Annotated in this window: 24 protein-coding genes, 1 other RNA gene and 1 riboswitch; of the genes, 21 read left to right on the top strand and 4 right to left on the bottom strand. The window is 49.6% G+C overall.

Features of this window, described 5'->3' with window-relative positions:
- Positions 1-88: 88 nt before the first annotated feature.
- On the bottom strand, positions 89-1,024 hold the full coding sequence (locus LBCZ_RS10525) for a LacI family DNA-binding transcriptional regulator (protein ID WP_025012710.1): 936 nt from the start codon (positions 1,022-1,024) through the stop codon (positions 89-91).
- A gap of 113 nt (positions 1,025-1,137) precedes the next feature.
- Positions 1,138-1,551, bottom strand: a complete 414-nt coding sequence (locus tag LBCZ_RS10520) for a hypothetical protein (RefSeq protein ID WP_025012711.1) — start codon at positions 1,549-1,551, stop codon at positions 1,138-1,140.
- A 318-nt stretch (positions 1,552-1,869) separates the two neighbouring features.
- Between LBCZ_RS10520 and mprF the strand changes: the two genes are divergently transcribed.
- The 15 genes from mprF (at position 1,870) to LBCZ_RS10450 (ending at position 14,202) form a co-directional block, all read left to right on the top strand.
- Entirely contained in the window at positions 1,870-4,479 is a 2,610-nt protein-coding gene (gene mprF / locus LBCZ_RS10515) for a bifunctional lysylphosphatidylglycerol flippase/synthetase MprF (protein WP_039639307.1), read from the top strand.
- Between the two features lie 86 nt (positions 4,480-4,565).
- Positions 4,566-5,162 (top strand): class I SAM-dependent methyltransferase, encoded by a 597-nt coding sequence (locus LBCZ_RS10510; RefSeq protein ID WP_039639304.1) that lies wholly within the window; start codon positions 4,566-4,568, stop codon positions 5,160-5,162.
- 57 nt (positions 5,163-5,219) lie between these two features.
- Positions 5,220-5,546: a hypothetical protein gene (locus LBCZ_RS10505; protein ID WP_025012712.1), complete on the top strand. Its 327-nt coding sequence runs from the start codon at positions 5,220-5,222 to the stop codon at positions 5,544-5,546.
- Positions 5,547-5,923: 377 nt separating this feature from the next.
- The gene (gene tadA / locus LBCZ_RS10500; RefSeq protein ID WP_025012713.1) at positions 5,924-6,430 is read left to right on the top strand and encodes a tRNA adenosine(34) deaminase TadA; all 507 of its coding nucleotides are present in this window, start codon (positions 5,924-5,926) and stop codon (positions 6,428-6,430) included.
- Between the two features lie 16 nt (positions 6,431-6,446).
- Positions 6,447-6,533, top strand: an RNA gene (ffs, locus tag LBCZ_RS14445) — signal recognition particle sRNA small type.
- A gap of 190 nt (positions 6,534-6,723) precedes the next feature.
- Entirely contained in the window at positions 6,724-8,424 is a 1,701-nt protein-coding gene (gene dnaX, locus LBCZ_RS10495; protein ID WP_025012714.1) for a DNA polymerase III subunit gamma/tau, read from the top strand.
- A gap of 16 nt (positions 8,425-8,440) precedes the next feature.
- Positions 8,441-8,749 carry a YbaB/EbfC family nucleoid-associated protein gene (locus LBCZ_RS10490; protein ID WP_025012715.1) on the top strand — a complete coding sequence of 103 codons (309 nt, stop codon included), beginning with the start codon at positions 8,441-8,443 and terminating at the stop codon, positions 8,747-8,749.
- Between the two features lie 84 nt (positions 8,750-8,833).
- Entirely contained in the window at positions 8,834-9,433 is a 600-nt protein-coding gene (gene recR / locus LBCZ_RS10485) for a recombination mediator RecR (RefSeq protein WP_010492034.1), read from the top strand.
- Positions 9,433-9,696, top strand: a complete 264-nt coding sequence (locus LBCZ_RS10480; protein WP_025012716.1) for a YaaL family protein — start codon at positions 9,433-9,435, stop codon at positions 9,694-9,696. The genes recR and LBCZ_RS10480 overlap by 1 nt, the downstream gene beginning before the upstream one ends.
- Positions 9,697-9,942: 246 nt before the next feature.
- Positions 9,943-10,587, top strand: coding sequence for a dTMP kinase (gene tmk, locus LBCZ_RS10475; protein WP_025012717.1), 645 nt, complete (start codon positions 9,943-9,945; stop codon positions 10,585-10,587).
- A 163-nt stretch (positions 10,588-10,750) separates the two neighbouring features.
- Entirely contained in the window at positions 10,751-11,080 is a 330-nt protein-coding gene (locus tag LBCZ_RS10470; protein WP_010492028.1) for a cyclic-di-AMP receptor, read from the top strand.
- A complete protein-coding gene (gene holB / locus LBCZ_RS10465) occupies positions 11,080-12,057 on the top strand; it encodes a DNA polymerase III subunit delta' (protein WP_025012718.1) in 978 nt (325 codons plus the stop codon). The genes LBCZ_RS10470 and holB overlap by 1 nt, the downstream gene beginning before the upstream one ends.
- A 4-nt stretch (positions 12,058-12,061) precedes the next feature.
- The gene (locus tag LBCZ_RS10460; protein WP_025012719.1) at positions 12,062-12,400 is read left to right on the top strand and encodes a DNA replication initiation control protein YabA; all 339 of its coding nucleotides are present in this window, start codon (positions 12,062-12,064) and stop codon (positions 12,398-12,400) included.
- Position 12,401: 1 nt separating this feature from the next.
- A complete protein-coding gene (gene rsmI, locus LBCZ_RS10455; protein ID WP_025012720.1) occupies positions 12,402-13,277 on the top strand; it encodes a 16S rRNA (cytidine(1402)-2'-O)-methyltransferase in 876 nt (291 codons plus the stop codon).
- 181 nt (positions 13,278-13,458) lie between these two features.
- Positions 13,459-14,202 carry an acyl-[acyl-carrier-protein] thioesterase gene (locus tag LBCZ_RS10450; protein WP_039639301.1) on the top strand — a complete coding sequence of 248 codons (744 nt, stop codon included), beginning with the start codon at positions 13,459-13,461 and terminating at the stop codon, positions 14,200-14,202.
- Between the two features lie 88 nt (positions 14,203-14,290).
- Here LBCZ_RS10450 and LBCZ_RS10445 read toward each other — a convergent pair whose 3' ends face one another.
- Entirely contained in the window at positions 14,291-15,271 is a 981-nt protein-coding gene (locus LBCZ_RS10445) for an asparaginase (RefSeq protein WP_025012722.1), read from the bottom strand.
- A 524-nt stretch (positions 15,272-15,795) separates the two neighbouring features.
- Positions 15,796-15,890: riboswitch (THF riboswitch) on the top strand.
- A gap of 37 nt (positions 15,891-15,927) precedes the next feature.
- Here LBCZ_RS10445 and LBCZ_RS10440 point away from each other — a divergent pair.
- The 6 genes from LBCZ_RS10440 to LBCZ_RS10415 all read left to right on the top strand — a co-directional run bounded on the left by LBCZ_RS10440 (position 15,928) and on the right by LBCZ_RS10415 (position 20,232).
- Positions 15,928-16,446 (top strand): folate family ECF transporter S component, encoded by a 519-nt coding sequence (locus LBCZ_RS10440; RefSeq protein ID WP_039639299.1) that lies wholly within the window; start codon positions 15,928-15,930, stop codon positions 16,444-16,446.
- A 304-nt stretch (positions 16,447-16,750) separates the two neighbouring features.
- On the top strand, positions 16,751-17,362 hold the full coding sequence (locus tag LBCZ_RS10435) for a hypothetical protein (RefSeq protein ID WP_025012723.1): 612 nt from the start codon (positions 16,751-16,753) through the stop codon (positions 17,360-17,362).
- Positions 17,363-17,510: 148 nt separating this feature from the next.
- The gene (gene tsaB / locus LBCZ_RS10430; protein WP_010492002.1) at positions 17,511-18,233 is read left to right on the top strand and encodes a tRNA (adenosine(37)-N6)-threonylcarbamoyltransferase complex dimerization subunit type 1 TsaB; all 723 of its coding nucleotides are present in this window, start codon (positions 17,511-17,513) and stop codon (positions 18,231-18,233) included.
- The gene (gene rimI, locus LBCZ_RS10425) at positions 18,217-18,750 is read left to right on the top strand and encodes a ribosomal protein S18-alanine N-acetyltransferase (RefSeq protein ID WP_025012724.1); all 534 of its coding nucleotides are present in this window, start codon (positions 18,217-18,219) and stop codon (positions 18,748-18,750) included. Before tsaB ends, rimI begins: the two co-directional genes overlap by 17 nt.
- A gap of 35 nt (positions 18,751-18,785) precedes the next feature.
- A complete protein-coding gene (gene tsaD, locus LBCZ_RS10420; protein WP_025012725.1) occupies positions 18,786-19,808 on the top strand; it encodes a tRNA (adenosine(37)-N6)-threonylcarbamoyltransferase complex transferase subunit TsaD in 1,023 nt (340 codons plus the stop codon).
- 97 nt (positions 19,809-19,905) lie between these two features.
- The gene (locus LBCZ_RS10415) at positions 19,906-20,232 is read left to right on the top strand and encodes a PTS sugar transporter subunit IIB (protein WP_010491995.1); all 327 of its coding nucleotides are present in this window, start codon (positions 19,906-19,908) and stop codon (positions 20,230-20,232) included.
- A 108-nt stretch (positions 20,233-20,340) separates the two neighbouring features.
- On the opposite strand, the gene LBCZ_RS10410 is transcribed toward LBCZ_RS10415, so the two are convergent.
- Positions 20,341-22,293: an ABC-F family ATP-binding cassette domain-containing protein gene (locus LBCZ_RS10410; protein WP_039639296.1), complete on the bottom strand. Its 1,953-nt coding sequence runs from the start codon at positions 22,291-22,293 to the stop codon at positions 20,341-20,343.
- Positions 22,294-22,491 lie beyond the last annotated feature (198 nt).

Below are 22,491 nucleotides of genomic sequence, written 5' to 3'. Positions count from 1 at the left end.
CAAAAGCGGCACGCAATCAGGGTGGTCCCTGTCATTGCGTGCCGTTTTTGAATTGTTTTATATGCTGATGAGCGCTGACGAGTTAAGGTTAATCTCGAAGAATTAAATCCGACTGAATCACCGTTTGCGCGACTTCTGCGCGTAATGCCAGCTTTAGAGCCGCTGCACCGATTGCTGTGACATGATGATCAATGGTACTCATGTTCAGCAGATGGCTGGAGAGCTGATTTTCCTGACCCATTAATGGTGGAACAGGAAGGTGATGATCAACAAAATATTGGCGTACGCCGGCGGCAATATCATCCCCATTGCCGAGAATAAAATCGGGATGCTGCGGCGCCAATTCAGCGCCGGCGTGATAGCCATCCTGAAAGGTCCGCATTTGATAAACGACCAGCGAATGTGGGGGACGTTGCCCGAAAACGTCTACGTAGCTGTTGATGGTCAGTTTACTGGTAGCACTTTGCGCGTACGGACGGCTTAGCAGCAAAGCAATTTTGAGATAACCTTGCGCTTGCATCCATCTAAACGCTTTTCGATAAGCGGGCGTCCGCTCGGCGTATGCAGCTGCCAATTTGACACGGCCGGGATTTTCACAAACGACAATAGGACCATATTTTTGGTAAGCGGCAATCGTTGTCAAACTGAGCCCATGGGAGGTGAAAATAAGTCCATCAAAAGCATGGCGGCGTAAGGCTTCCAGATAGGTTTCTTCGAGCTTCTGGTCGTAACGCGAAGGCAAAATAACGGCATGATAGTTGCCAGCCATGGCGGCATTGAGTATGCCTGTGACCAATTGTTGGAAATAAGGATGGTCGGTGTGCGGCAGAATAACGCCGATTGTGCGCGTTTTGCCAGCGCTTAGGTTTTGCGCCATGGTGCTGGGCACATAGTCTAGCTGATCAATGACGGCTTGGATTTTAGCGCGTGCCGAAGCCGAGACGTAGGGATGGAGATTCAAGACACGGGAAACCGTTGCCGTTGAATAGCCTGAAAGCCGCGCAATATCGTGAATATTTGCCACATTATCATCTCCCCATTCAGTATAACAGAGCCTGTTTTTGTAACAGGCAAAAGCCGGCATGCGCGTGGTGGATAACGCCACCCGGCATGTCGGCCTATGGTAATGCACACATTTTAGGCAATCGCGGTAGTCGCACTTTGGGTCATGCTTTCTAGGCTTTGATCGGGATCATTAGCTGCTGCAATGGTTGCCAGCCACTCGTGGATCGTAACATCATCGGTTGCCACTGGGACGAGCAAGACCACAGCACCGCTGATCTGATGGTTACCGGCCCATGGTAAGGACTTGCCAAAGTCAAAGCCGATGACAATCGGTTCAGTCAACTTGCTGACATGACCATACGTCAGTACCACTTGATCGCCCATCGTTTGCGTCGGCTCCGCGGCACTGGCCAGCAACGAACTCAATACTTCTTGATAGTCAAAATCATAATCATTGGTTAGTTTCAGTGCAATACCTTTCAAAGCACCGATTTGTGTGTCTTGATAAACGGAAAGTTCTGGGTAAAAGTGTGCTTGCATTAACATGGTGCATCCTCCTTTAGTGAAACGTTCAGGGACCTTCATTAACAAGTGTGATTTGTATCGGTGGAACAGTCGCGAAAACAACTGATGTAACAATTGATTTCTTAATGGTGATCACACATGTTTGTTATTTCCTAACTGCAAACACAGTGTAATTTGTGTAACGCGTTTCAGGTCAAGCGTTTTTATTCAAAAATTTTTGGCGTGCTTTCAGATGTCAGCGCAACCTTACACCGTCTTACAAAAAAGTCAGAATGGGTGCGGCCGAGGCGGGTTTTCCCTATAATGAATGAGAATACAGGCACGGAGGACGCAGAAAAAATGAAGAGACTCTTTCGAGAAGTCGGAACGTTTTTAAAAAAACATCTCACAACGCTAAAGGTGCTATTTGTGTTGGCAGTCCTGGTGTTTGTGATTGTTCAAGTCGGACGGATCAGTCAGGATCTCAGTGGCGAGCAAATGCGAGCCAGCCTGGCAACCCAAAGTCCGGTTTCGTTACTGATTTTGTTGGTGGTGGGCTTAATCGCCGTCACACCAATGCTGATTTATGATTTTGTAATCACGGAACTGCTGCCGGGCCATTATAAACGCAGGTATGTTGTGAAGTCCGGCTGGATCGTCAATACTTTTACCAATATTGCCGGTTTTGGCGGCTTGTTGGGTGCTAGCTTGCGCGCCAATTTCTACCACGAAAAGGCGACCCAAAAGCAGGTTCTATTTGCCATTTCGAAAATAGCATTGTTTTTGTTGGCGGGACTGTCATTGTGGTCGATGATTGGCATCGTGGTTATTTTCGTGTTCGGGATTGGTCAGGAATTCTCGAATTACTGGATTTGGCTGGTTGGCGGTGCCGCTTATTTTCCGTTGTTGATGTTGGTCACCCATTTACGAAATAGCGAATTTTTTGCGGATATGCCGTTGAAGCGGCAACTGCGCTTGACCTTGGGCTCGTTCCTTGAGTGGGGCAGTTGTGCTGCATTCTTCTTGTTGATCGGGTACTTTCTTGAAGTGCATGTGCCGTTGCTGTCGATTTTGCCATTGTTCATGGTGGCTAATGTTATCGGGGTCGTTTCGATGGTACCCGGCGGCTTGGGTTCGTTTGATGTCCTGATGATTGTCGAGCTTGGTCAAATGGGACTCGATAGTAATGTTGCGGTTGTTTGGCTGCTGTTTTATCGGTTGTTTTATTATGTGATTCCCTTTCTGATCGGCGCTGGTTTGTTCGCGCAGGATGCAGGGAAACGACTGAATGCTTATCTTGAAGGTTTGCCGGTTCAGCTGATTCGAAAGGCAGCCTTTGGTTTTCTGGTCGTCTTCCTGTACTTTTCGGGGATTATGTTGCTATTGCGCGGGGTTGCGCCGGATCTTGCTTTCAGTAACACGCTTTATCAACGGCTTTATCCATATACCTTCCTGTTTTTGGATCGGGTTACCAATGTGGTTGTCGCCTTTTTGATTCTTGGGTTCGGACGCGGCATTGCCAGCCGGGTGAAGCGGGCTTATTGGCCAACCGTGATCGTTTTGATCGTTGCGATGGTAGCCTCCTTGCGTGAAGATAATCATCTGCGGTTCATTATTTTCCTGGTGCTCGTTGTCTTGGCGTTGATACTGACGCGTCGTGAGCTGACCCGCGAGCGACTCGCCTTATCGTGGGGCAACAAGTTGATCGACGGCGCAGTGTTTGGTATGACGTTTATCTTTTATGCGTTTGCCGCGTTTTACAATGCGCCGGCAATTCATCATCGCCGGGTGCCGGATGTGTTCCTTTTCCCATCAGAGCGCATGTTCTTTACAACCCTGATTGGTGTCATGCTGGCAGCGTTGACGGTTTATTTGATCTTTCGATATCTATCGGCGCCGACCAAAGATTTGGCTGATCCTTATGACGAGGAGCGGTTGAAGGCAGTGGTTGAAAAATACGGCGGCAATGAGGTTAGTCACCTGGCCTTGATGCGCGACAAATCATTGCGGTTTTATCAAGTCGATGGTGAAGATCGGGTTTTCTTCCAGTTTAAGAAAAAGGCGGACAAGCTGATTATCATGGGCGAACCGATTGGGGATGAGACCCAGATGGCCGCTGCGATCGGCGATTTCATGAAAGAAGCCGATAAGCAGGATATGTCGCTGGTGTTCTATGAAATCAATGAAAACCTGACGATGAAGCTGCATGAGTTCGGGTTTGATTTTATGAAGTTTGGCGAGGAAGGCTATGTCGATGTGACAACCTTCACGCTGGCCGGCACAAAGCGCAAAGGTGAACGGGCCTTGATGCATAAGTTTGAGCGTGAAGGCTATACTGTTGAGCTGCTTAAGCCACCGTTTGATGACACGTTAATGCACGAATTAAAGGCCGTGTCTGACTCTTGGTTAGACGGGCGCAGTGAGAAAGGCTTTAGTCTGGGATTTTTTGACGAGCATTATCTGAATGAGGCTCCAATTGCAGTGGTGCATAGCCCGGAAGGCAAAATTGTGGCATTTGCGTCAGATATGCCAAGTGGTAATCATGAAGTCACGAGTATTGATTTGATGCGGTCAAGTACCGATGCACCGTCTGGCATTATGGACGAGGTCTTTATCAATCTGTTCCGATTGGCAAAGGAACGCGGCTACAAGTACTTCAATATGGGGATGGCCCCGCTGGCAAACGTCGGGACATCGAATTATTCCTTTGTCGAAGAAAAGATTGCCCATTTGGTGTACGAGTATGGCTATCGGTTTTACGGGTTCCAAGGGTTGCGCTCCTATAAAAACAAATATGTAACGGAATGGGTACCAAAGTACGTTGCTTATCGCAAGCGGACGTCATTACTCTTTACACTGTTGCAAATCATGATGGTGGTGAGCCAAAAGGTGACCTTGACGACTTCTGACAGTTGGTGGCCAAAACGATTGGCTTGGGTCAGCCGTCTTGGTCAGGGGATTGATAAGTAGCCGAATGATACGAATAAAGGTGCGAAAAAGCGCCATTAACGTGTAAAATACTGGTAGTGCCAGGCAAATAGGAAGGCGGCTTATCGATGCAGCATTATTATACGAACGATCCTGATTTAGCCCATGATGAACACAGCTTTGATTTTGAGCTCGGCGGTCACGTTTTGCACTTGACGACCGATAATGGCGTTTTTTCAAAACACACCGTTGATTTTGGCAGTCGGGTTTTGATTGCTAGCGTTTTAGCGGCATCTCTGCCTGACGGGCCGATTCTGGACGTGGGAACGGGTTACGGACCGATCGGACTTGCCTTGGCCAAATATTTTCCTGAGCGGCAGATTACCATGAGCGATGTGAATGAACGGGCGCTTGCGTTAGCCAAGAAAAATGCTGCCGATAATGGGATTACCAATGTGAGCATCGTTGAAAGTTCGATGTACGACCAAATTGACGGACAGTTCGGCGTCATCGTGACCAATCCGCCGATTCGAGCCGGTAAGGCAATTGTTTCCGGGATTCTCGCCGGAGCAGCCGAGCATTTATTGCCTGGTGGCCAGTTATATGCGGTGATCCAAAAGAAACAAGGTACGCCATCAGCCTTGAAGCTAATGAAAGCGACTTATAAAACGGCGGAAGTCATTAAAAAAGAGCATGGTTATTACATTCTCAAGGCGAGTCAATAACAGTTTCAATACTTGACGTGGTAAACTCGTAGTAAGGATAGAAAGGAGCAGATTTAGATGACAAAATCGAAGTACTTAGCAGCAGGTGCCATTGCGGCGGCTGTCCTTGCAACCGGTGCGTTTGTTTGTGCCAAAAATCTGACGGAATATTTTGAACGCAGGCAACAACGCAAGCAGGTTGAAGGCTTTGTGAAGAAGATTTTCGGTGACAGCGATCGGGTTCAGGGCATTCTGGATAAACTGAGTGACGAAGACGTTGCCAGTCTGCTCCGGGTCAGCGACAAGCTACGCAGCCTCAAAGACAGCGCCAGCGAATACGCCGGGTCGGCACGCGAACAAGGCATGGCCGCGCTTGATCGGTTGAAGAGCGCTTTGAATCGATAGTTGGCCTAACCGGCAGTTGTTGTAGCCAAATTAGGATTGTATATCAGAAAATAAGAAATGAAGACGATCGTGTTTCCAACTTATATTTTGGAATATGCGATCGCTTTTCGATTTAACAGTTAGTTTTGGACTTTGGAATAAGAACATAGTGCCAAAGCGGAACGATTGGAGGCCAGCTGGGGCTCAGTGGTGAAATTGTTGTTGGTGGGGCGGTTTTTGCCCCGCCTACAACAAGGCCGAGCTTTGAGACTCAGCCGGTTTTGCTGAGGCTCAAAGTCGTGCCCACCACGTTCCAGCCCCAGCTGGCCGGAAATCGTGGAGTTTGGCACGGCGCTTGAGCCTTCGATAAAAACGGAGGCAGGTTTCGCGTGACAGCGATCGAAGAATCAAACATCAACCAATATATGGAGGCCGCACTAGCCGAGGCCAGAAAAGCCGCTGCGATTGGCGAGGTGCCGATTGGCGCTGTGGTTGTTCACGAAGGCCAGATTGTCGGCCGGGGTCACAACCTGCGCGAGACTTCTCAAGATGCCACGCAACACGCCGAGATCATCGCCATTCAGGCAGCCTGTCGCAAACTTGGCACCTGGCGCCTGGAAGATTGCCAATTATTTGTCACACTGGAGCCTTGTCCCATGTGTGCCGGCGCGATGATCAATGCCCGGATTGCCACGTGCTATTTTGGCGCAACCGATCCTAAGGCAGGTGTTGCCGGCACTTTTTACAACCTGCTGGAAGATTCGCGGTTTAACCATCAAGTTGCGGTCGTTGGCGGGATTAAAGCCGCGGCCAGCGCCGAACTGCTGCAAAGTTTTTTCCGAACCATTCGCGCAAAACGAAAAGCCGCTAAACAGGCTGGTCAAACGCGTGAAAATCAGGTATAATGGTTTTTGCCGCAAGGCCTTAAGGCAATGGTGACTTTCCAAATTGTGTCAGGTCCGGAAGGAAGCAGCACTAAGGTAAGCTCGTCATGTGCCTTTTGTTATTGAGAAATTGACCGGTCGCTTTCATCACGAAGCGGCCGTTTTTGTTGTCATCATGTCAGGCAAATTTGTTCCGAGCTATGGTAAACTAAAATGAGATTTTGACGTCTGTCACGATGAGGGTAGACGTCAATAGTCAACAAATCGTTTAAGTGAACCTGTGGCATCTGCAACAGGTTGAAAGGGGCGTTAAGGTGAGTTATCAAGCGTTGTATCGGGTCTGGCGCCCGCAACAGTTTAAACATGTCATTGGCCAAGATGCGATTACCAAGACGCTGAAGAATGCGTTGATCACCGGACAGACAAGTCACGCCTATCTTTTTACCGGCCCGCGCGGCACTGGGAAAACGTCCGTTGCCAAGATCTTGGCGAAGGCATTGAACTGTCTGAACCTGAAAGATGGCGAGCCGGATAATACCTGTGAAATCTGTCAGGCGATTAATGATGGCAGTCTGACTGATGTGATTGAAATCGATGCGGCCTCTAATAACGGGGTCGATGAAATCCGTGATATTCGGGACAAAGCGAAGTATGCGCCGACCCGTGCGCGCGTTAAGGTTTATATCATTGATGAAGTGCACATGCTTTCAAGCGGTGCCTTCAATGCTTTGCTGAAAACGTTAGAGGAACCACCGGCACACGTGGTCTTCATTCTGGCGACCACCGAACCGCATAAAATTCCGGCAACGATTATTTCCCGAACACAACGCTTTGATTTTCGCCGCATTACGCCGGAAGACATTGTCAAACGGATGCGCTTCATCCTGGATGACAAAAAAATCACCTATGATGACGCCGCGCTCAAGGTCATCGCCAAGGCGGCTGAAGGCGGGATGCGCGATGCCTTGTCCATTTTGGATCAGGTACTGAGTTTTGGCGATAATCATGTCACCACCGAGGATGCCTTGGATGTCACCGGTGGCGTGACAACCGCGGTTCTCGGCAAGTATCTGGCAGCAGTGCTCGCCAAAGATCATGCCCAGGCGTTGAAAATGATCGAGGATTTGCTGGCGGCCGGTAAAGATGCTGGCCGACTCATTGAAGACTTGATCGAATATTTACGCGACTTGCTGGTCAATCAACAGGCACCATCCTTACTAGGAGACTTGGAAAAGAGTCTGCTAGACGATCAGTTCAAAATTTTAAGTGAAAATTTCAAGCCGGCGCAGATTTATCACATGATTGATGTGTTGAACAATACGCAGCAACAGCTACGAATGACCAATCATCCGGAAATTTATCTGGAAGTGGCCACAGTTCGGCTAAGTGAAACCGCCGCGCCTGCTGCTGCCCCCGTGGCTGCGGAGCCGGCCGACTCGCCGAAACTGGACCAGCTTTCGGCTAAGGTCAAACAGTTGAGTGATCAACTCAAACGGGTTGAGGCAAATGGCGGCACAGTACCACCGCCAACCCGAACGCGGAAGCATGTGAAGGCCAAAGCCAGCCATGTCAACCGCAAGGCCATTTATCCGATTCTTGGTGCGGCTACGAAGCAGGATCTGACTAATCTGAAGGACGTCTGGCCGGATTTACTGGGGATGTTGAGCATCACCAAACGCGCCATGATGAAAGTCAGCGAGCCGGTCGCCGCCAGTCCTGACGGCGTGATTGTCAGCTTTGATTACGATATTTTGGTTGAACGCGCCATGAATGATGCCGCATTGATGACCGAGTTGGAAAACGGCTTACAGAAGCTGACCGGCAAGCAGCCTAAGATCGTGCTGGTTCAAAGCGATGTCTGGCCAACGATTCGTAAGGATTATATTCAGGAACTTAAAGCACCGGCGGCAAAAGGAAAAAGCGCCGACACCAAGCCAAAAACGCCACCGGTTGTTAACAAGATGACTGAACTTTTTGGCAAAGATGCGCCTAATGTGACGATTAAAAACGATTAGAAAAGGATGATCAAATATGCGTGGAATGGGCAATATGCAAGGTATGATGCGCCAAATGCAAAAGATGCAAAAGGAAATGCAGGCGGCACAGAAGGAACTTTATGCAACGGAATTCGAGGGCAAGTCAGCGTCTGATATGGTCATCGTTAAATTCACCGGTGAAAAGGTTATGAAAGATATTCAGATCAAGCCGGAAGCCATTGATCCTGACGATCCTGATATGTTGCAGGATTTGATCCTCGAGGCAGTTAATCATGCGATGAGTGAAATTGATAAGCAAACTCAGGACAAGTTAGGTAAATATACCCGCGGCTTGCCGATGTAGCGTGCCGCGCCAGTCTATCCAACTTGGTAGGATGACGACTGCAGCCACATAATGTTTTGAACGTTTTCAGCAAGAGGGATGACTATGCAATATCCGGAACCAATCAGTAAATTGATTGACAGTTACATGCGTTTGCCCGGCATCGGAGCGAAGACAGCCACCCGACTGGCTTTTTACACGATTGATATGGACAAGGATGATGTGACGGCTTTTGCCAAAAGTCTGGTGGCAGCTAAAGAAGACCTGCATTATTGCTCGATTTGCGGCAATATTACCGATGAAGATCCTTGTTCGATCTGTCGGGATAAAAGCCGCGATCAAAGTACGATTCTGGTCGTTGAGCAGCCTAAAGATGTGATGAGCATTGATCGGGCTCAGGATTATCACGGCCTCTACCACGTTCTTCATGGGGTGCTTTCGCCGATTGAAGGCCGGGGACCGGAAGACCTGAACATTGAAAGTCTGTTGAAGCGCTTGAAGACGAACACGGCTGTCAAAGAAGTGATTATTGCGACGAACGCAACGCCTGAAGGGGAAGCCACCGCGCAATACCTTGCGCGACTCATCAAACCGGCCGGCATCAAGGTGACCCGGCTTGCCCACGGGCTGGCAGTCGGCAGTGACATTGAATATGCCGATCAAATGACGTTAATGAAGGCCGTTGAAGGAAGGACTGAACTGTAATGTTTGGACGCAAGCGGATCAAGGTCAAAGAGGAAAAAGACGAAGAACTCATGATGCTTGTTTACCGAGTTCGTGACCAGATGGCAGCTCAGCGCAAACTTGTTGCGACTTTCCGCGAAGTCGACGAAGAGACGAAATCACAGGTGGCGCTTGAAGCTGCCTTGTTTGATTTTCTCTACCGCGAGGCGCGCACTCGTAAGATCAAAGGTGAGGTTGTTGCTAAGGTCGCTGCCGAGCAGATTGCGGAGTTTAGGGATTTGTAAAAGCGCCGACTTAGTTATGGACCGCGTACCATGTTAAATAGACCATAAGATGATTCTGATTCACTGAATATAGCTTTTCGATTGACGGCAAATGGTGATGATCGCACGATAAGATCGACCATGGCCGTTTTTCTTTTTTCAGTATCATCGTTGGGGCGTTTTGAATGTTCACCGGCGCAGATAAATTTTTAATTGTGAAACATATCAAGTAAAATAGACTTAATTCTAAAAAAGGAGCAGCATATCGTGACAGGGACGTTTATCACATTTGAAGGCCCGGATGGTGCAGGAAAAACCAGTGTCTTGCAAGCATTAATTCCAAGGCTTAAGTCGCAATCACAGGCCGCTTTGCATCTCACCAGAGAACCCGGAGGCGCCAAGATTTCCGAAAAGATTCGTGACGTGATCCTTGATCCAGCTAATACAGAGATGGATGCGCGTACCGAAGCATTACTCTATGCGGCTTCTAGACGACAGCATTTGGTCGAGGTGATCAAACCGGCGCTTGCACAAGGTGATATTGTTATCTGTGACCGGTTTGTCGATAGCTCCGTTGCCTATCAAGGCGGTGGTCGGCAAATCGGTACACAGGCGGTTTTGCAAATGAATCAGTTTGCAACAGCCGGGCTTGAGCCGGATTTAACGATTTACTTAGACGTGCCGGTGCAGATCGGTTTGGATCGGATTGCGGCCCATCAACATGAGCGCCAATATGACCGACTCGATCAGGAAAGCCTAGCCTTTCACGAACGCGTTCATTCGGCTTATATGAAGTTGGTGGCGGATAATCCAACGCGAATTGTCACGGTTGATGCCACTCAGCCGCTTGCGTTCGTCATCACGGCAGCAGAGACGGCGATTACGAAGCGATTCCCATCGTTGTTTGGATGATGGTGCTGCATGCTCACCATAACGCGTTCGCCAGCCCAGAAACCTGCGTGTAAGGACCTTGAGCGCAATGGCCTAAGCCCGGGCCATCATGCTCAAGGCCGCTTACACTCCGGTTTCTAACCGGGCTGGCTCACGCTCACTCTCACAAGGAGGCAAAAGACACATGAAACTCATTCTCGCAATTGTTCAAGATAAAGATAGTAACTTACTCAGCAGTCAATTTATTGATGCCAACATTCAGGCGACCAAGTTGTCCACCACGGGCGGCTTTCTGAAGGCGGGGAATACGACGTTTATCATCGGGGTTGCGGATGAACGGGTCGATGACGTGTTGAAGATTATCAAGGAAACCTCGCAGACCCGGCAACAGTTTATGACGCCGCCGGTTAATCTTGATGCGACATCAGACAGTTCCATGGCTTATCCAGTTGAGGTTCAAGTCGGCGGCGCCACCGTCTTTGTCTTGCCGATTGAATCTTTTCACCGCTTCTAATGGCTAAGTTTTTGATTGATTCGTTGCAGCCTAAGTTAGTCGCCCAATTTGCCCGAATCATTGACCGCAAGCAACTGGCCCAATCCTATTTGTTTGTGGGGCCAAAAGGTGCCGGTAAGTTGGAACTGGCTGAATGGATTGCCTTGCGCCTATTTTGCCAAAATGTCCAAGACGGTGCTCCTTGTGGCGAATGTCCTGAGTGTGAACGTATTTTGAATCACAATCACCCGGATGTGATGGTGCTCAAAACCAGTACCCAAAGCATTAAGGTGGATGATATTCGCAACTTGAAACAGGAAATGAGCAAAACCGGTGTGGAAGGCAACCGCCGCGTGTTTATCGTTGAAGATGCTGATAAAATGACGGCAGGAGCGGCTAATTCGCTGCTGAAGTTTTTTGAAGAACCAGTGCCGGGCATGACGGTGATTCTCACTGCATCATCGAAAAATCAACTTTTGCCAACGATTTTATCGCGGGCGCAGGTGATTACGTTCCAAAGCCCTGATCGGCAAGCGGTGATTGCCAAATTAGAAGAAGACGGTGCCAATCCGCAATTGGCGCGGGTGGCTGGCCGGTTAACCGGTAATGTCAGCGAAGCTCAGGAATTATTGACTGCCGAGGACTTCCAGGATCGGGTCAATCGCGTGTTTCAGTTGTTGGACCGTTTGGCTGACCATGATCCTGAAAGCTTTGTGCGGGTGCAGACCCAATTGTTACCGGTTGCCAAGGATGCTGCGGCACAACGTCAGATTTTAGCGCTGATCGGCTTGGCGTATGCCGATGCCTTGAATCGCCATTTTGAAATTGCGGCGACGCAACAGCTGGATATCCCGGCGGTTGCTGCGTTGGCGAAGTTATCGAGTCGGCAACTGACCGATGATTTGCAGGCCATTTTAACGGCGCAGGTGCGCTTGAGCCAGAATGTGACGTTTCAGTCGGCAACAGAACAGTTAATGCTTAAACTCTTAGAAGGGTGATCTTGTGGAAAAGAAAGAACTGTACGATGGTTTCTTAGTCCTTGAGAAACACGCCCAGCAGATGCTCAAGGAAATTGCGGCGATGAAAGACGATATGGCGGAGACGCTAGAATGTAACGCGGAACTTGAAATCGAGAATAAGCATCTGCGTCAGCACCTGGCAGAGCTGGAAAAAGATGACAACAAAACCAGCGATGGCGGCGTCGAGTTATCCAAGTCGAAGCAGAACCTGGAAAGCCTCTACAATGAAGGATTCCACGTTTGCCCGATGTTTTATGGCCAGCGCCGGGTTAATGACGAGCCATGCGCCTTTTGTCTTGATATTATTTATGGGGAGAATTGATTTGGAGCAGCGACGAAGCTTTGGGTCGCATACCACCGGGACTTTGTATCTGGTGCCGACGCCGATCGGAAATCTGGACGATATGACTTTTCGGGCGGTGGCAATTTTGAAAACGGCTGATTTAATTGCCGCGGAAGATACGCGCCATACGCAGATGTTGTTGAATCATTTTGCGATTACGACCAAAACCATTTCATTTCACGAACATAATACCCAAATGCGCATTCCGGAGTTGTTGGCGAAACTGGAGGCCGGGCAGACGATTGCTCAGGTGAGTGACGCGGGGATGCCGTCGATTTCCGATCCCGGTAAGGAATTGGTCCATGCGGCGATTGAACATGGTGTGCCGGTGGTTCCGCTACCAGGGGCCAATGCTGCGACAACGGCCTTGATTGCCTCCGGATTGGCGCCACAGCCATTTTTGTTTTATGGGTTTCTACCGCGCAAAGCCGGCGAAAAGCAACGCATTTTGGCCAAGTTGGCGACTGAACCGGCAACGCTTTTGTTCTATGAAAGCCCACATCGGGTCGGGAAAACCCTTGCTGCGATGTTGGAAGCGTTCGGTGATCGCCAGGCCGTTTTGGCGCGAGAATTGACCAAAAAGTTCGAAACCTTTATCCGCGGGACGATCACGGAACTGCAAACGTATGCCGAGAATGAGTTGAAAGGCGAATTTGTGATCATGGTAGCAGGAGCACCGGATAAGCCAGTTGTCAAAAGCGCGGCACCGTTCAAAGACCAAGTGGCCGCCATCGTTGCCACCGGCGCCAAACCGAATGCAGCGATCAAGCTGGTCGCCAAGCAAAACGGGGTTGCTAAACAAGTGGTGTATGATGCTTATCACGAATTAGGGAGAAGCGTGAACCGGCGCGGTTAGAAGTCGGAGTGTAAGTGGCCTCAGGTGTGATGGCCCGGGCTAAGGCCATTATGCCTGAGGTCCTTACACGCAGACTTCTGCGCCAGTGAGCGCGTTTAAGGGAGAGCGTGAACCAGCGCCAGTACGCGCGCTTGAGCACCGACTAACAGAAACAAGTCGAAACGAAAGAGAAGGGATTTTCATGGGAAAAGTCTATGAAGAAGATTATCGCATTCCAGGCTTTCTGGGTGATCGGTTTGGCCGTGCGGGCTTAGCCAATACGATGAATGTGATGCTAGAAGTGTCTGAACGTCAGTTGGAGAAGCTGCATGCCGGCATTGATGCCATCAGTGAATTCCACGCAGGTTGGGTGATCACCCAATATCACATGGAAATCCAACGTATGCCAAAAATCGAAGAACTGCTGCGGGTCGGGACCGAAGCTACGACTTACAATAAATATTTTACTTACCGTGATTACTGGATTGACGATGCGCAAGGTAACCGGCTTGTTTCCGTCAGCAGCAATTGGGTCATTATGGACTTGCGCACGCGTAAGATCGTTGACGTTATTCCTGAGCTTGTTGAACGGGTTGGTGCGGTTTCCGATCGCAAAATCAAACGGTTCCCGCGATTCAAGAAGGTTGATCAACCGGATGGCGAAGAGACGTTTCATGTGCGCTATTTTGACATTGACAGCAATGGCCATGTGAACAATGCCCATTATCTGGAGTGGATGGAAAATAGCCTTGGCTATGACTTTTTGAGTTCACATACCTTGCGAGGTGCCGACATTCGTTACGAGCGCGAAGTGGCGTATGGGACGAGTCCAAAAGCCCAATTTCAGGCTGATCCGGATGACCCCATGCGAACCTTACATCGGGTTATTACCGATGGTGAAGTGAACGCCGAGGCCCAGATGATTTGGGATGATTTTAAAGCGTAAGTTTTGTATGACTCATGCTAAAGTGCCAAAAAAGCAGTTCTAGGGACAAAATCTGTCGCCTAGAACTGCTTTTCATTCATTAGCTCAATTAACTCACGGCATTATCAACGAAGTCAGCGAGCGCTTGGCCGCGTTTGCCATCACTCAGACCAACTTGCAGCTTGATGCGCGCTTTCTGGCCGTTGAGTCCCTGACAGAAGATGATGCCCATTTTTTTGAGCTGGACGCCGCCGCCTTCGTAATTGTAGACGGCTTGAGCAACCCCATTGAAGCAGCGGGAGACCAGCACGATCGGCACGTGCCGGTCTAGTAGCCGCTGGATAGCCGGCAAGGTGGCTGGTGGGAGATTACCGGCGCCGAGTGCTTCAATGGTCAGACCGTGGATGTTTTCCGGGAGCGCGTCAAACAACGTGCCGTCCATTCCTGCGTATGCCTTGATCAAGAAGACGTGGTCGACAAGGTGGTCAATGGCACAGACTTCCTGGTTGATCAACTCTTGGAAGAAACGCACACCATCTTTGGTGACAAGCCCAACCGGCCCGAATGTCGGCGTCCGAAAAGTTGCGACGTTGGTGGTGTGGGTTTTGGTCACAAAACGGGCGGTATGGATTTCATCATTCATCACGACCAAGGTGCCCTTGTTCCGCGACTCGTCGCTGGCAGCGGTTTTAATCGCGCTTTGCAGATTTTCTAGCCCATCGCTGCCAATTTCGTTACTGGAACGCATGGCGCCGGTGACAACGACCGGCATGGCGGAATCCAGGGTGAGATCCAAAAAATAGGCGGTTTCTTCTAAAGTATCCGTACCGTGGGTGACGACCACCCCGTCAGCGCCGTCTTTTTCCGCTTGGCGGATGCGTTTGACTAAGGTGAGCATCCGCTCCGGAGTCATGTGCGGCGATGGTAGATTAAAAATCTCCTCACTAGTCAGTTCGACGCCGGCTGGCACAAAACTATCGGCGCCGAGCAATGGATTATGCTTGCTGGGCATGATGTCGCCGTCTCTGGTTTCGGTCATGGAGATGGTGCCGCCAGTATGTAAAACGAGAATATGTTTAGTCACGGTCAAAGCTTCCTTTCAAAGGTTATCGAGACTTATTATACGGAGTTTTGAGTGCAAGTCTATGCGGGAAGTGAGATTGTTGCAGTATTTGGTGGGTTATGGTGTTCTTACGCCCATAACGCGTTCACCATGACGCGTTCGCCGGCGGAGGAGTTTGCGTGTAAGGGCCTTGGGCGTGATGGCCTAAGCCCGGGCCATCACGCCCAAGGCCGCTTACACTCCGACTCCTAAGCGCGCTGGCTCACGCTCACATAAAATTGGCGGCGTACCCAAAATTCTGAGTACACCGCCTTTGAGGGAATCCCTTTGTCAGGGAGTTTTGAGCAACTAAGAAAAATTTGCTTACGAGGCATCATTTTAGCGGACCAATCTGGTAGCAGACTTGGTGTAGCGCTAAAAAATACCGAGAAAGTCGTGAGATAATTTTCACGATGGCGTCAATGGTTGAGCCTGCCTTTAAGTGCTGATGCGAACGTTCAAGGGGTTTCTTTTGGTTAACTTTCGGTGTACGATAGAACTCGTGCCAAAATCTAGGAGTAGGAATCTGCGCGTTAAGTGCTGCTGGAACGGAATGTGAACGGCAGACGAAGACGAAAGTCGCGGTGCAGATGCCGCATTCGCCTGATATTTAGGCGTCTCCGCAAAAAAGGAGATTGCAGCTTATGCAAGTTTTATCGTTCAGTAGTCCCAAGCTTTCCACCCGGAATATCGTGTATATGGCCATGTTGATGGCGATGCAGATTGTTTTGGGCCGTTTTTCTTTTGGTACGCCATGGCTTAAGATCAGTCCGGCATTTTTCGCCACCATTTTGATGGGGTATTATTTCGGACCATGGCTGGCCGCGGGTGCCGCTGCTTTGAATGACCAGTTGTCGATTATGGTCTTCAATCCGGGCGCCAATTTTCCCGGGTTCACGCTTAGTGCCGCAATTGCTGCGATGATTTACGGCATGTTCTTCCACGGCAAGAAGGTAACGGTTATGCGGACGTTACTTGGTGTCGGGTTGGTGTTGCTGATCAGTAATGTCATTTTGACAACGCTGTGGCTGAACATGATGGGGACGCCTTGGCAGGGAATTATCTGGCCACGAACGATTAAGAACGTGGTCATGTTACCGATCCAGACGGCACTGTCTTATGGGACGTTAAAAGCCGTCGAACGGATTCGGCCGCATCTTTAATTGACGATTGTCTTTTAAAAAACGTTTAGATAAGCAGTGGCAAGTTTCTCGGTCATCTTCTAGGTGACTGAGAAGGTTGCTGCTGCTTTTTTGAGAGCGTGAACTGGCGCGGTTAGAAGTCGGAGTGTAAGTGGCCTTGGGCGTAATGGCCGGGCTTTGGCCATTGCGACCAAGGTCCTTACACGCAGACTTCTGCGCCAGAGAACGCGTTTTCTATGAGAGCCATCTGATTCGTCTAACTGGTCACTCACTGGATTAATTGCTAAAATAGGCGAATCAAAGTTTCTGGAAAGGAAGGCGGACGATGGATCTTTTATTGCTTGGTCTGATCGCGGTCGCATTGGCCGGAACCGGTTTATGGGCGTGGTCCTTGGAGCGTAAAATTGTCGCTATGCAGCTGACGACGCACAAGATGATGTACCCGAATCAGGTACGTACTGGCCGGAAAACGTATGTCCGCAACTTATATCGTGAAAATGCTTTGGCGCAGCAGATCCGCCGTGTCGGACTGACAGGCAGTTGGATCAGCGGCTTAGCGTTCGCTTTTGCGATTGGGAATCAGTTTTACAACGAACTGAGTCACTTGCCGCTTATTAGGCGATTATATATTTTTACGGCAGATTATTTAACCACGCGCAATCAAGCGTTGTGGGTACTGGCCATCAGTGCGGTCGTTGCCGGGTTTGCCTGGATGTGGCTGGCAAAATGGTTGCATGATCAGCTGCTGGCTGCCAACGAGGCGACCGGGATCCAGAGTGCCGCGGACTTGTACTGGACGCCGGAAAATATCATTCATCAACGCTTATGGCTTAAGATTCTATTACAGATTCTTTTAATGATTGGTAGCATTCTCATTTTGCTTGCGGCGTTGAACGGGGAACTGCCTAATCCCGGCGAAGCGTGGTTATCCTTGTAGTTGAGGGTCATGCTTGGGGTTCGTTTGGTTCGGTGAGAGGCGGGCTGCTAGCGGCCTGTATGCAGCCGCACGAATATACCACTCACGCTCTAAGGCCATTTGTGATAAACTATTGCCATGATTGTATCGCCGAAGGGAGGCCTGAATTATGCGATTATTAGCACTTGATACCTCAAATGAGGCGATGTCGGTTGCCGTGTTGGACAATGATCGGTTATTGGCGCAGACGACCATTAATCATGAGCGGACTCATAGTGAACAGTTATTACCAACGATTGACGATTTGGTTGCGGCAAGTGGCTTGCAACCTGAAGATCTTGATAAAATTATTGTTGCGGACGGTCCGGGTTCCTACACGGGCATCCGCATTGCCGTGACTACCGGGAAAACCCTGGCATATACGCTGAACATCGCATTGGTCGGTGTCTCCAGCCTGGAAGTGTTAGCGGCGAATATCACAGACACCAAAGCCATGATTGTGCCGATTATGAATGCACGGCGCAACAATGTCTTCACAGGTGTTTACCAGTGGGACAAAGGCCAACTGATCAATGTGGTCACGGATCGTCACGTTCCGCTGACGCTTTTACTCACCGAGTTGACAACGTTGCGGCAGCCGGTCATCTTTGTCGGATCCGATGCAGCGATGTTTCGCGGACAGATTATCGAGGCATTGGGCGGTTTGGCTCATTTTGCCCCAGATTGGTTAAATCTGCCGCAAGCGTTACGACTGGGTCAGCTAGGCAAAGATTTACCACCGGTTTCTGTCTATGATTTTGTGCCGCGCTATTTACGCTTAACGGAAGCCGAAAACAACTGGCTTAAGGCGCATCCCGGCAAAGGACATGATGTTTATGTTGAGAAAGTTTAGGTCGTGGTTTGACCGCACGACGCCTGATGAACTGCAGTTTGAACCGCGGACGATCACTGTCCGGAATAAGGAATATTTATTACGACGCATGACGGAGGCTGATGTTGACGCAGCGTTGGCAATCGAGCGGCGGATTTATCATGATACGCCGTGGGATCGCTATGCGTTTTTCTCTGAATTACGCAAAGTGCGCCATTCGTTGTATCTTGCCGTTGAAGACGCCGGTCAGATGGTTGCGTTGATTGGCACGTGGTTTACAATGAGTGAGGCTCACGTTACCAATATTGCCGTTGATCCAGCTTACCAGCATATGGGGCTGGGTCGCTTTTTGATGCAGTTTATGATTGGCCGGGCCATTGAATACGGCAGTGAAAAGGTCACGCTTGAGGTTAGAACAAATAATGACATTGCCAAGCGGCTTTATCACTCGCTCGGTTTTCAAGATGGCAAAGTAAAAAAAGGTTATTATGTCAGCAATCACGATGATGCACTGGATATGTATCGGCCTTTGCCGTAACATCTGGAACCATCATGTTTGTAGAGGAGAACAATGTGGCAGCAAGGGAATTGATCTTAGCATTTGAAAGCAGCTGCGACGAAACCAGTGTGGCTGTCGTTGAAAATGGTAACAAAATTTTATCGAATATTATCGCGACGCAAATCAAGAGCCACCAGCGTTTTGGCGGCGTCGTTCCGGAAGTCGCCAGTCGGCACCATGTCGAACAGATTACGCTGGTAACAGACGCAGCACTAAAAGAAGCTGGGGTGACCTATACCGACTTAACGGCCGTAGCAGTCACATACGGCCCGGGTCTGGTTGGCGCACTGCTGATCGGCGTGACAGCTGCCAAAACGATTGCTTATGCCCATCACTTACCGCTCATTCCGGTCAATCATATGGCTGGGCATATTTACGCCGCCCGCTTTGTTAAGCCGCTAATTTATCCATTATTGGCACTGGCGGTTTCTGGTGGCCATACCGAGCTGGTTTACATGAAAGCTGCTGGTGAGTTCGAGATTATTGGTGATACCCGGGATGATGCCGCTGGTGAAGCCTATGACAAAGTGGGACGGATTCTGGGCATCCCATATCCGGCAGGGAAAGAAGTCGATCGTTTGGCACACTTGGGTCACGATACCTTCCATTTTCCGCGTGCCATGGATAAAGAGGATAACCTGGACTTCAGTTTCAGCGGCTTGAAGTCCGCTGTGATCAATACGGTGCATCATGCCGATCAAATCGGTGAAACGCTAAGTCGCGAAGATCTTGCGGCCAGTTTCCAGGCTGCGGTGGTGGATGTGCTGGTTCACAAAACCCAGAAAGCCCTGACAAACTATCCGGTCAAACAGCTGATTGTCGCTGGCGGGGTAGCAGCCAATCAAGGACTCAAAGAAGCCATGAACGAAGCGCTGGCCGTGCATTTTCCGGATGTGGACGTAATCGTTCCGCCGTTGCGCTTAACCGGCGATAACGGTGCCATGATCGGCGCAGCCGCACACATTGAATTGGCGAAGCGCCACCTTGCCTCCGAGAATCTCAATGCGAATCCGGGCCTGAGCTTTGCCCATGCTTAGGGCCATGAGTGAATCATCAGCACTTTCGTTGACGGGGGTTCGTTGATTTAGTTAAACTTAACTTATCGATAAGTTTGTTAACGAAAGGATGATTCCCATGGCTGAAAAAACAATTATGTTAGTGTGCTCCGCCGGTATGTCCACCTCAATGTTGGTGCAGCGAATGAAAAAAGCAGCTGCAGCAGACGGTATGGACGTTGATGTTTTTGCCACCGCAGCCGCCGATGCCGACAATAAACTGGCATCCGAGCCAGTTTCGGTACTGATGCTCGGCCCGCAAGTCCGTTTCATGGAAAGTCAGTTCAAAGCCAAAGCCGACGCTAAAAAAATTCCGATGGCCGTTATTGACATGAAAGCCTATGGGATGATGGATGGCGAGAAAGTTTTACAGCAGGCAATCGGGTTGCTGGATCAAAAAGTTTAAACGTAGCAATTAAAAAATATAAAAAAGCTGGCACCGGAAACAAGTGGGTATTCCAGTACCAGCTTTTTTGCGGTTAATTGATCTTGATCGGGGGCTAATTTTCGCAGCCTACTTGTCGGCAGTTTCCATGTCTTCAAGCTGAATGCTTTTTTCTTCCCAAGCATTCTCAACGTCCGTGGTTTGTTTTTGAACTTCTTCGAGCTTGGTTTGCAGCTTTTGCATTTTAACATAGTCGCTCAAAACATCGGGGGCAGTCATTTCTTTTTGGATCGTGGTCGCTTGGTCGCCAAGCTTCTGCATTTGTGCCTCTAAGTCAGCAACTTCCCGCTGTAACTTACGGGTTGCGCGGGCATCTTCTTTGGACTGTTGATACGAGGTGGCGCCCGCGGTTTCGGTTTTGGCGGTTGGCTGTTCAGCAGCCGCAGCTTCGGCCTCTGCCTTGGTCTCGGCCAGCTTTTCCTGATAATAGTCCCAGTTGCCGAGGTAAGTGGTGCTGCCGGTCGGGGCGATGGCAATGACGTTGGTTGCCAGTTCGTTGATGAAGTAACGGTCATGGGACACGAACAAAACGGTGCCATTAAAATCTTTTAATGCCTGTTCAAGGACTTCCTTACTGTTGATGTCCAAGTGGTTGGTCGGTTCATCAAGCACCAGAAAATTATCATGTTTGAGCGCTAACTTGGTCAACTCCAGCCGCGCTTTTTGCCCGCCGGATAAGGCACTGACCGGCTTTTGAATATCGTCTGGGCCGAACAAAAAGGCAGCCAGAACGGAACGAACATCTTTTTCCGGCATCATTGGGTGCTCATCCCAGATTTCGTCAATCACGGTATTTTTGGGATTGAGTTGTTGGATCTCCTGGTCGTAGTAGCCGACATCAACGTTAGCGCCGAATTTTGCCGATCCAGCCAGAAACGGGATTTTGCCTAAAATACTTTTGAGTAAAGTCGATTTACCGACCCCGTTTGGTCCGATAATGGCAATCCGATCGAATTTATTGACTTGGAAATCGATAGGACCGGCCATCGGGTGATCAGCTACGTACCCCACCGTTGCTTGGTTGACTTTGAGCACTTCATTGCCGCTGGGACGATTGGGCGTGAAGTTAAAATGCACACTTTTGTCGTCACCAGTCGGTTTTTCCAGAACATCCATTTTTTCCAATTGTTTCCGGCGCGCTTGGGCCTGCTTGGTGGTGCTGGCGCGGACAATATTCTTGTCCACGAAATCCTGGAGCTTGGCGATTTCTTCTTGCTGCTTGGTGTACGCTTTCCAAGCCTGCGCCCGGCGCTCAGCCTTTTGCTTGAGATATCCGCTGTAATTGGTTTTGTAATGGGTCGCGTGGTGGTGATCCAGTTCGTAAATTTCGGTGACCACGTGATCAAGAAAATATTGATCGTGGCTGACCGTTAAAATGGCGCCGGGGTAAGTTTTGAGATAGCCTTCCAACCAGCTGAGTGTTTCGATATCAAGGTGGTTGGTTGGCTCGTCGAGGATGATCAGGTCATGCTTTTCCAGCAGGAGCTTGGCCAAAGCCAGACGGGAACGTTCGCCGCCGGACAAGGTGCCGACCGGCTTGTCGTAAGTGTCTTCACCAAACTGGAAGCCATGGAGGACCGAACGGATTTCGGCCTCATAGCCATAACCGTTTTGCTCATTAAAATCGTGTTGCAGCTGATCGTACTGTTTCATGGTTGCGGCAAACGCCGGCTTGTCCGCAATGAGTTTAGGATCGCCGAGTTTGGCCTCTAAAGTATGGATTTGTCGCGCCATTGCCTGCAGCGGGGCGAAGACCGTCAACATTTCTTTGAAAATCGTTTTATCCGAATCAAGGCCAGAGTTTTGGGCCAAATAGCCAATGGATAGATTCTTCATGGTCGTCACCTGACCGCTATCCGGTGGCGCGATCCCAGTCAGGATTTCCAGCAGGGTGGTTTTACCAATCCCGTTGGGGCCAACAAGGCCGATGCGCGCGCCATCTTGGACTTCAAGATTCACATTGGCAAATAATTCGTTGCCATTGAAGCTGCGGCTAACTTGTTGTGCCTGCAAAATGATCACAGGAATACCTTCTTTCACAATAATCGTTAAAACCTAATATACCATAGTTTTGTTCATGGGCGTGCGTTCCCTGATGATGCATTCGCACAATAAAATATGCTTGTGAAGATGTATCCGCTTGCGTTCAGGCCATAAACCAGCTAATATTAGCAGAAGATACTATGTTGGACAGTTCACATGTTCTGCATGGGAATACTT

It is taken from the genome of Lacticaseibacillus casei DSM 20011 = JCM 1134 = ATCC 393, assembly GCF_000829055.1.
Lineage (GTDB): Bacteria > Bacillota > Bacilli > Lactobacillales > Lactobacillaceae > Lacticaseibacillus > Lacticaseibacillus casei.
This window is presented reverse-complemented; position numbering and strand designations above follow the sequence as displayed.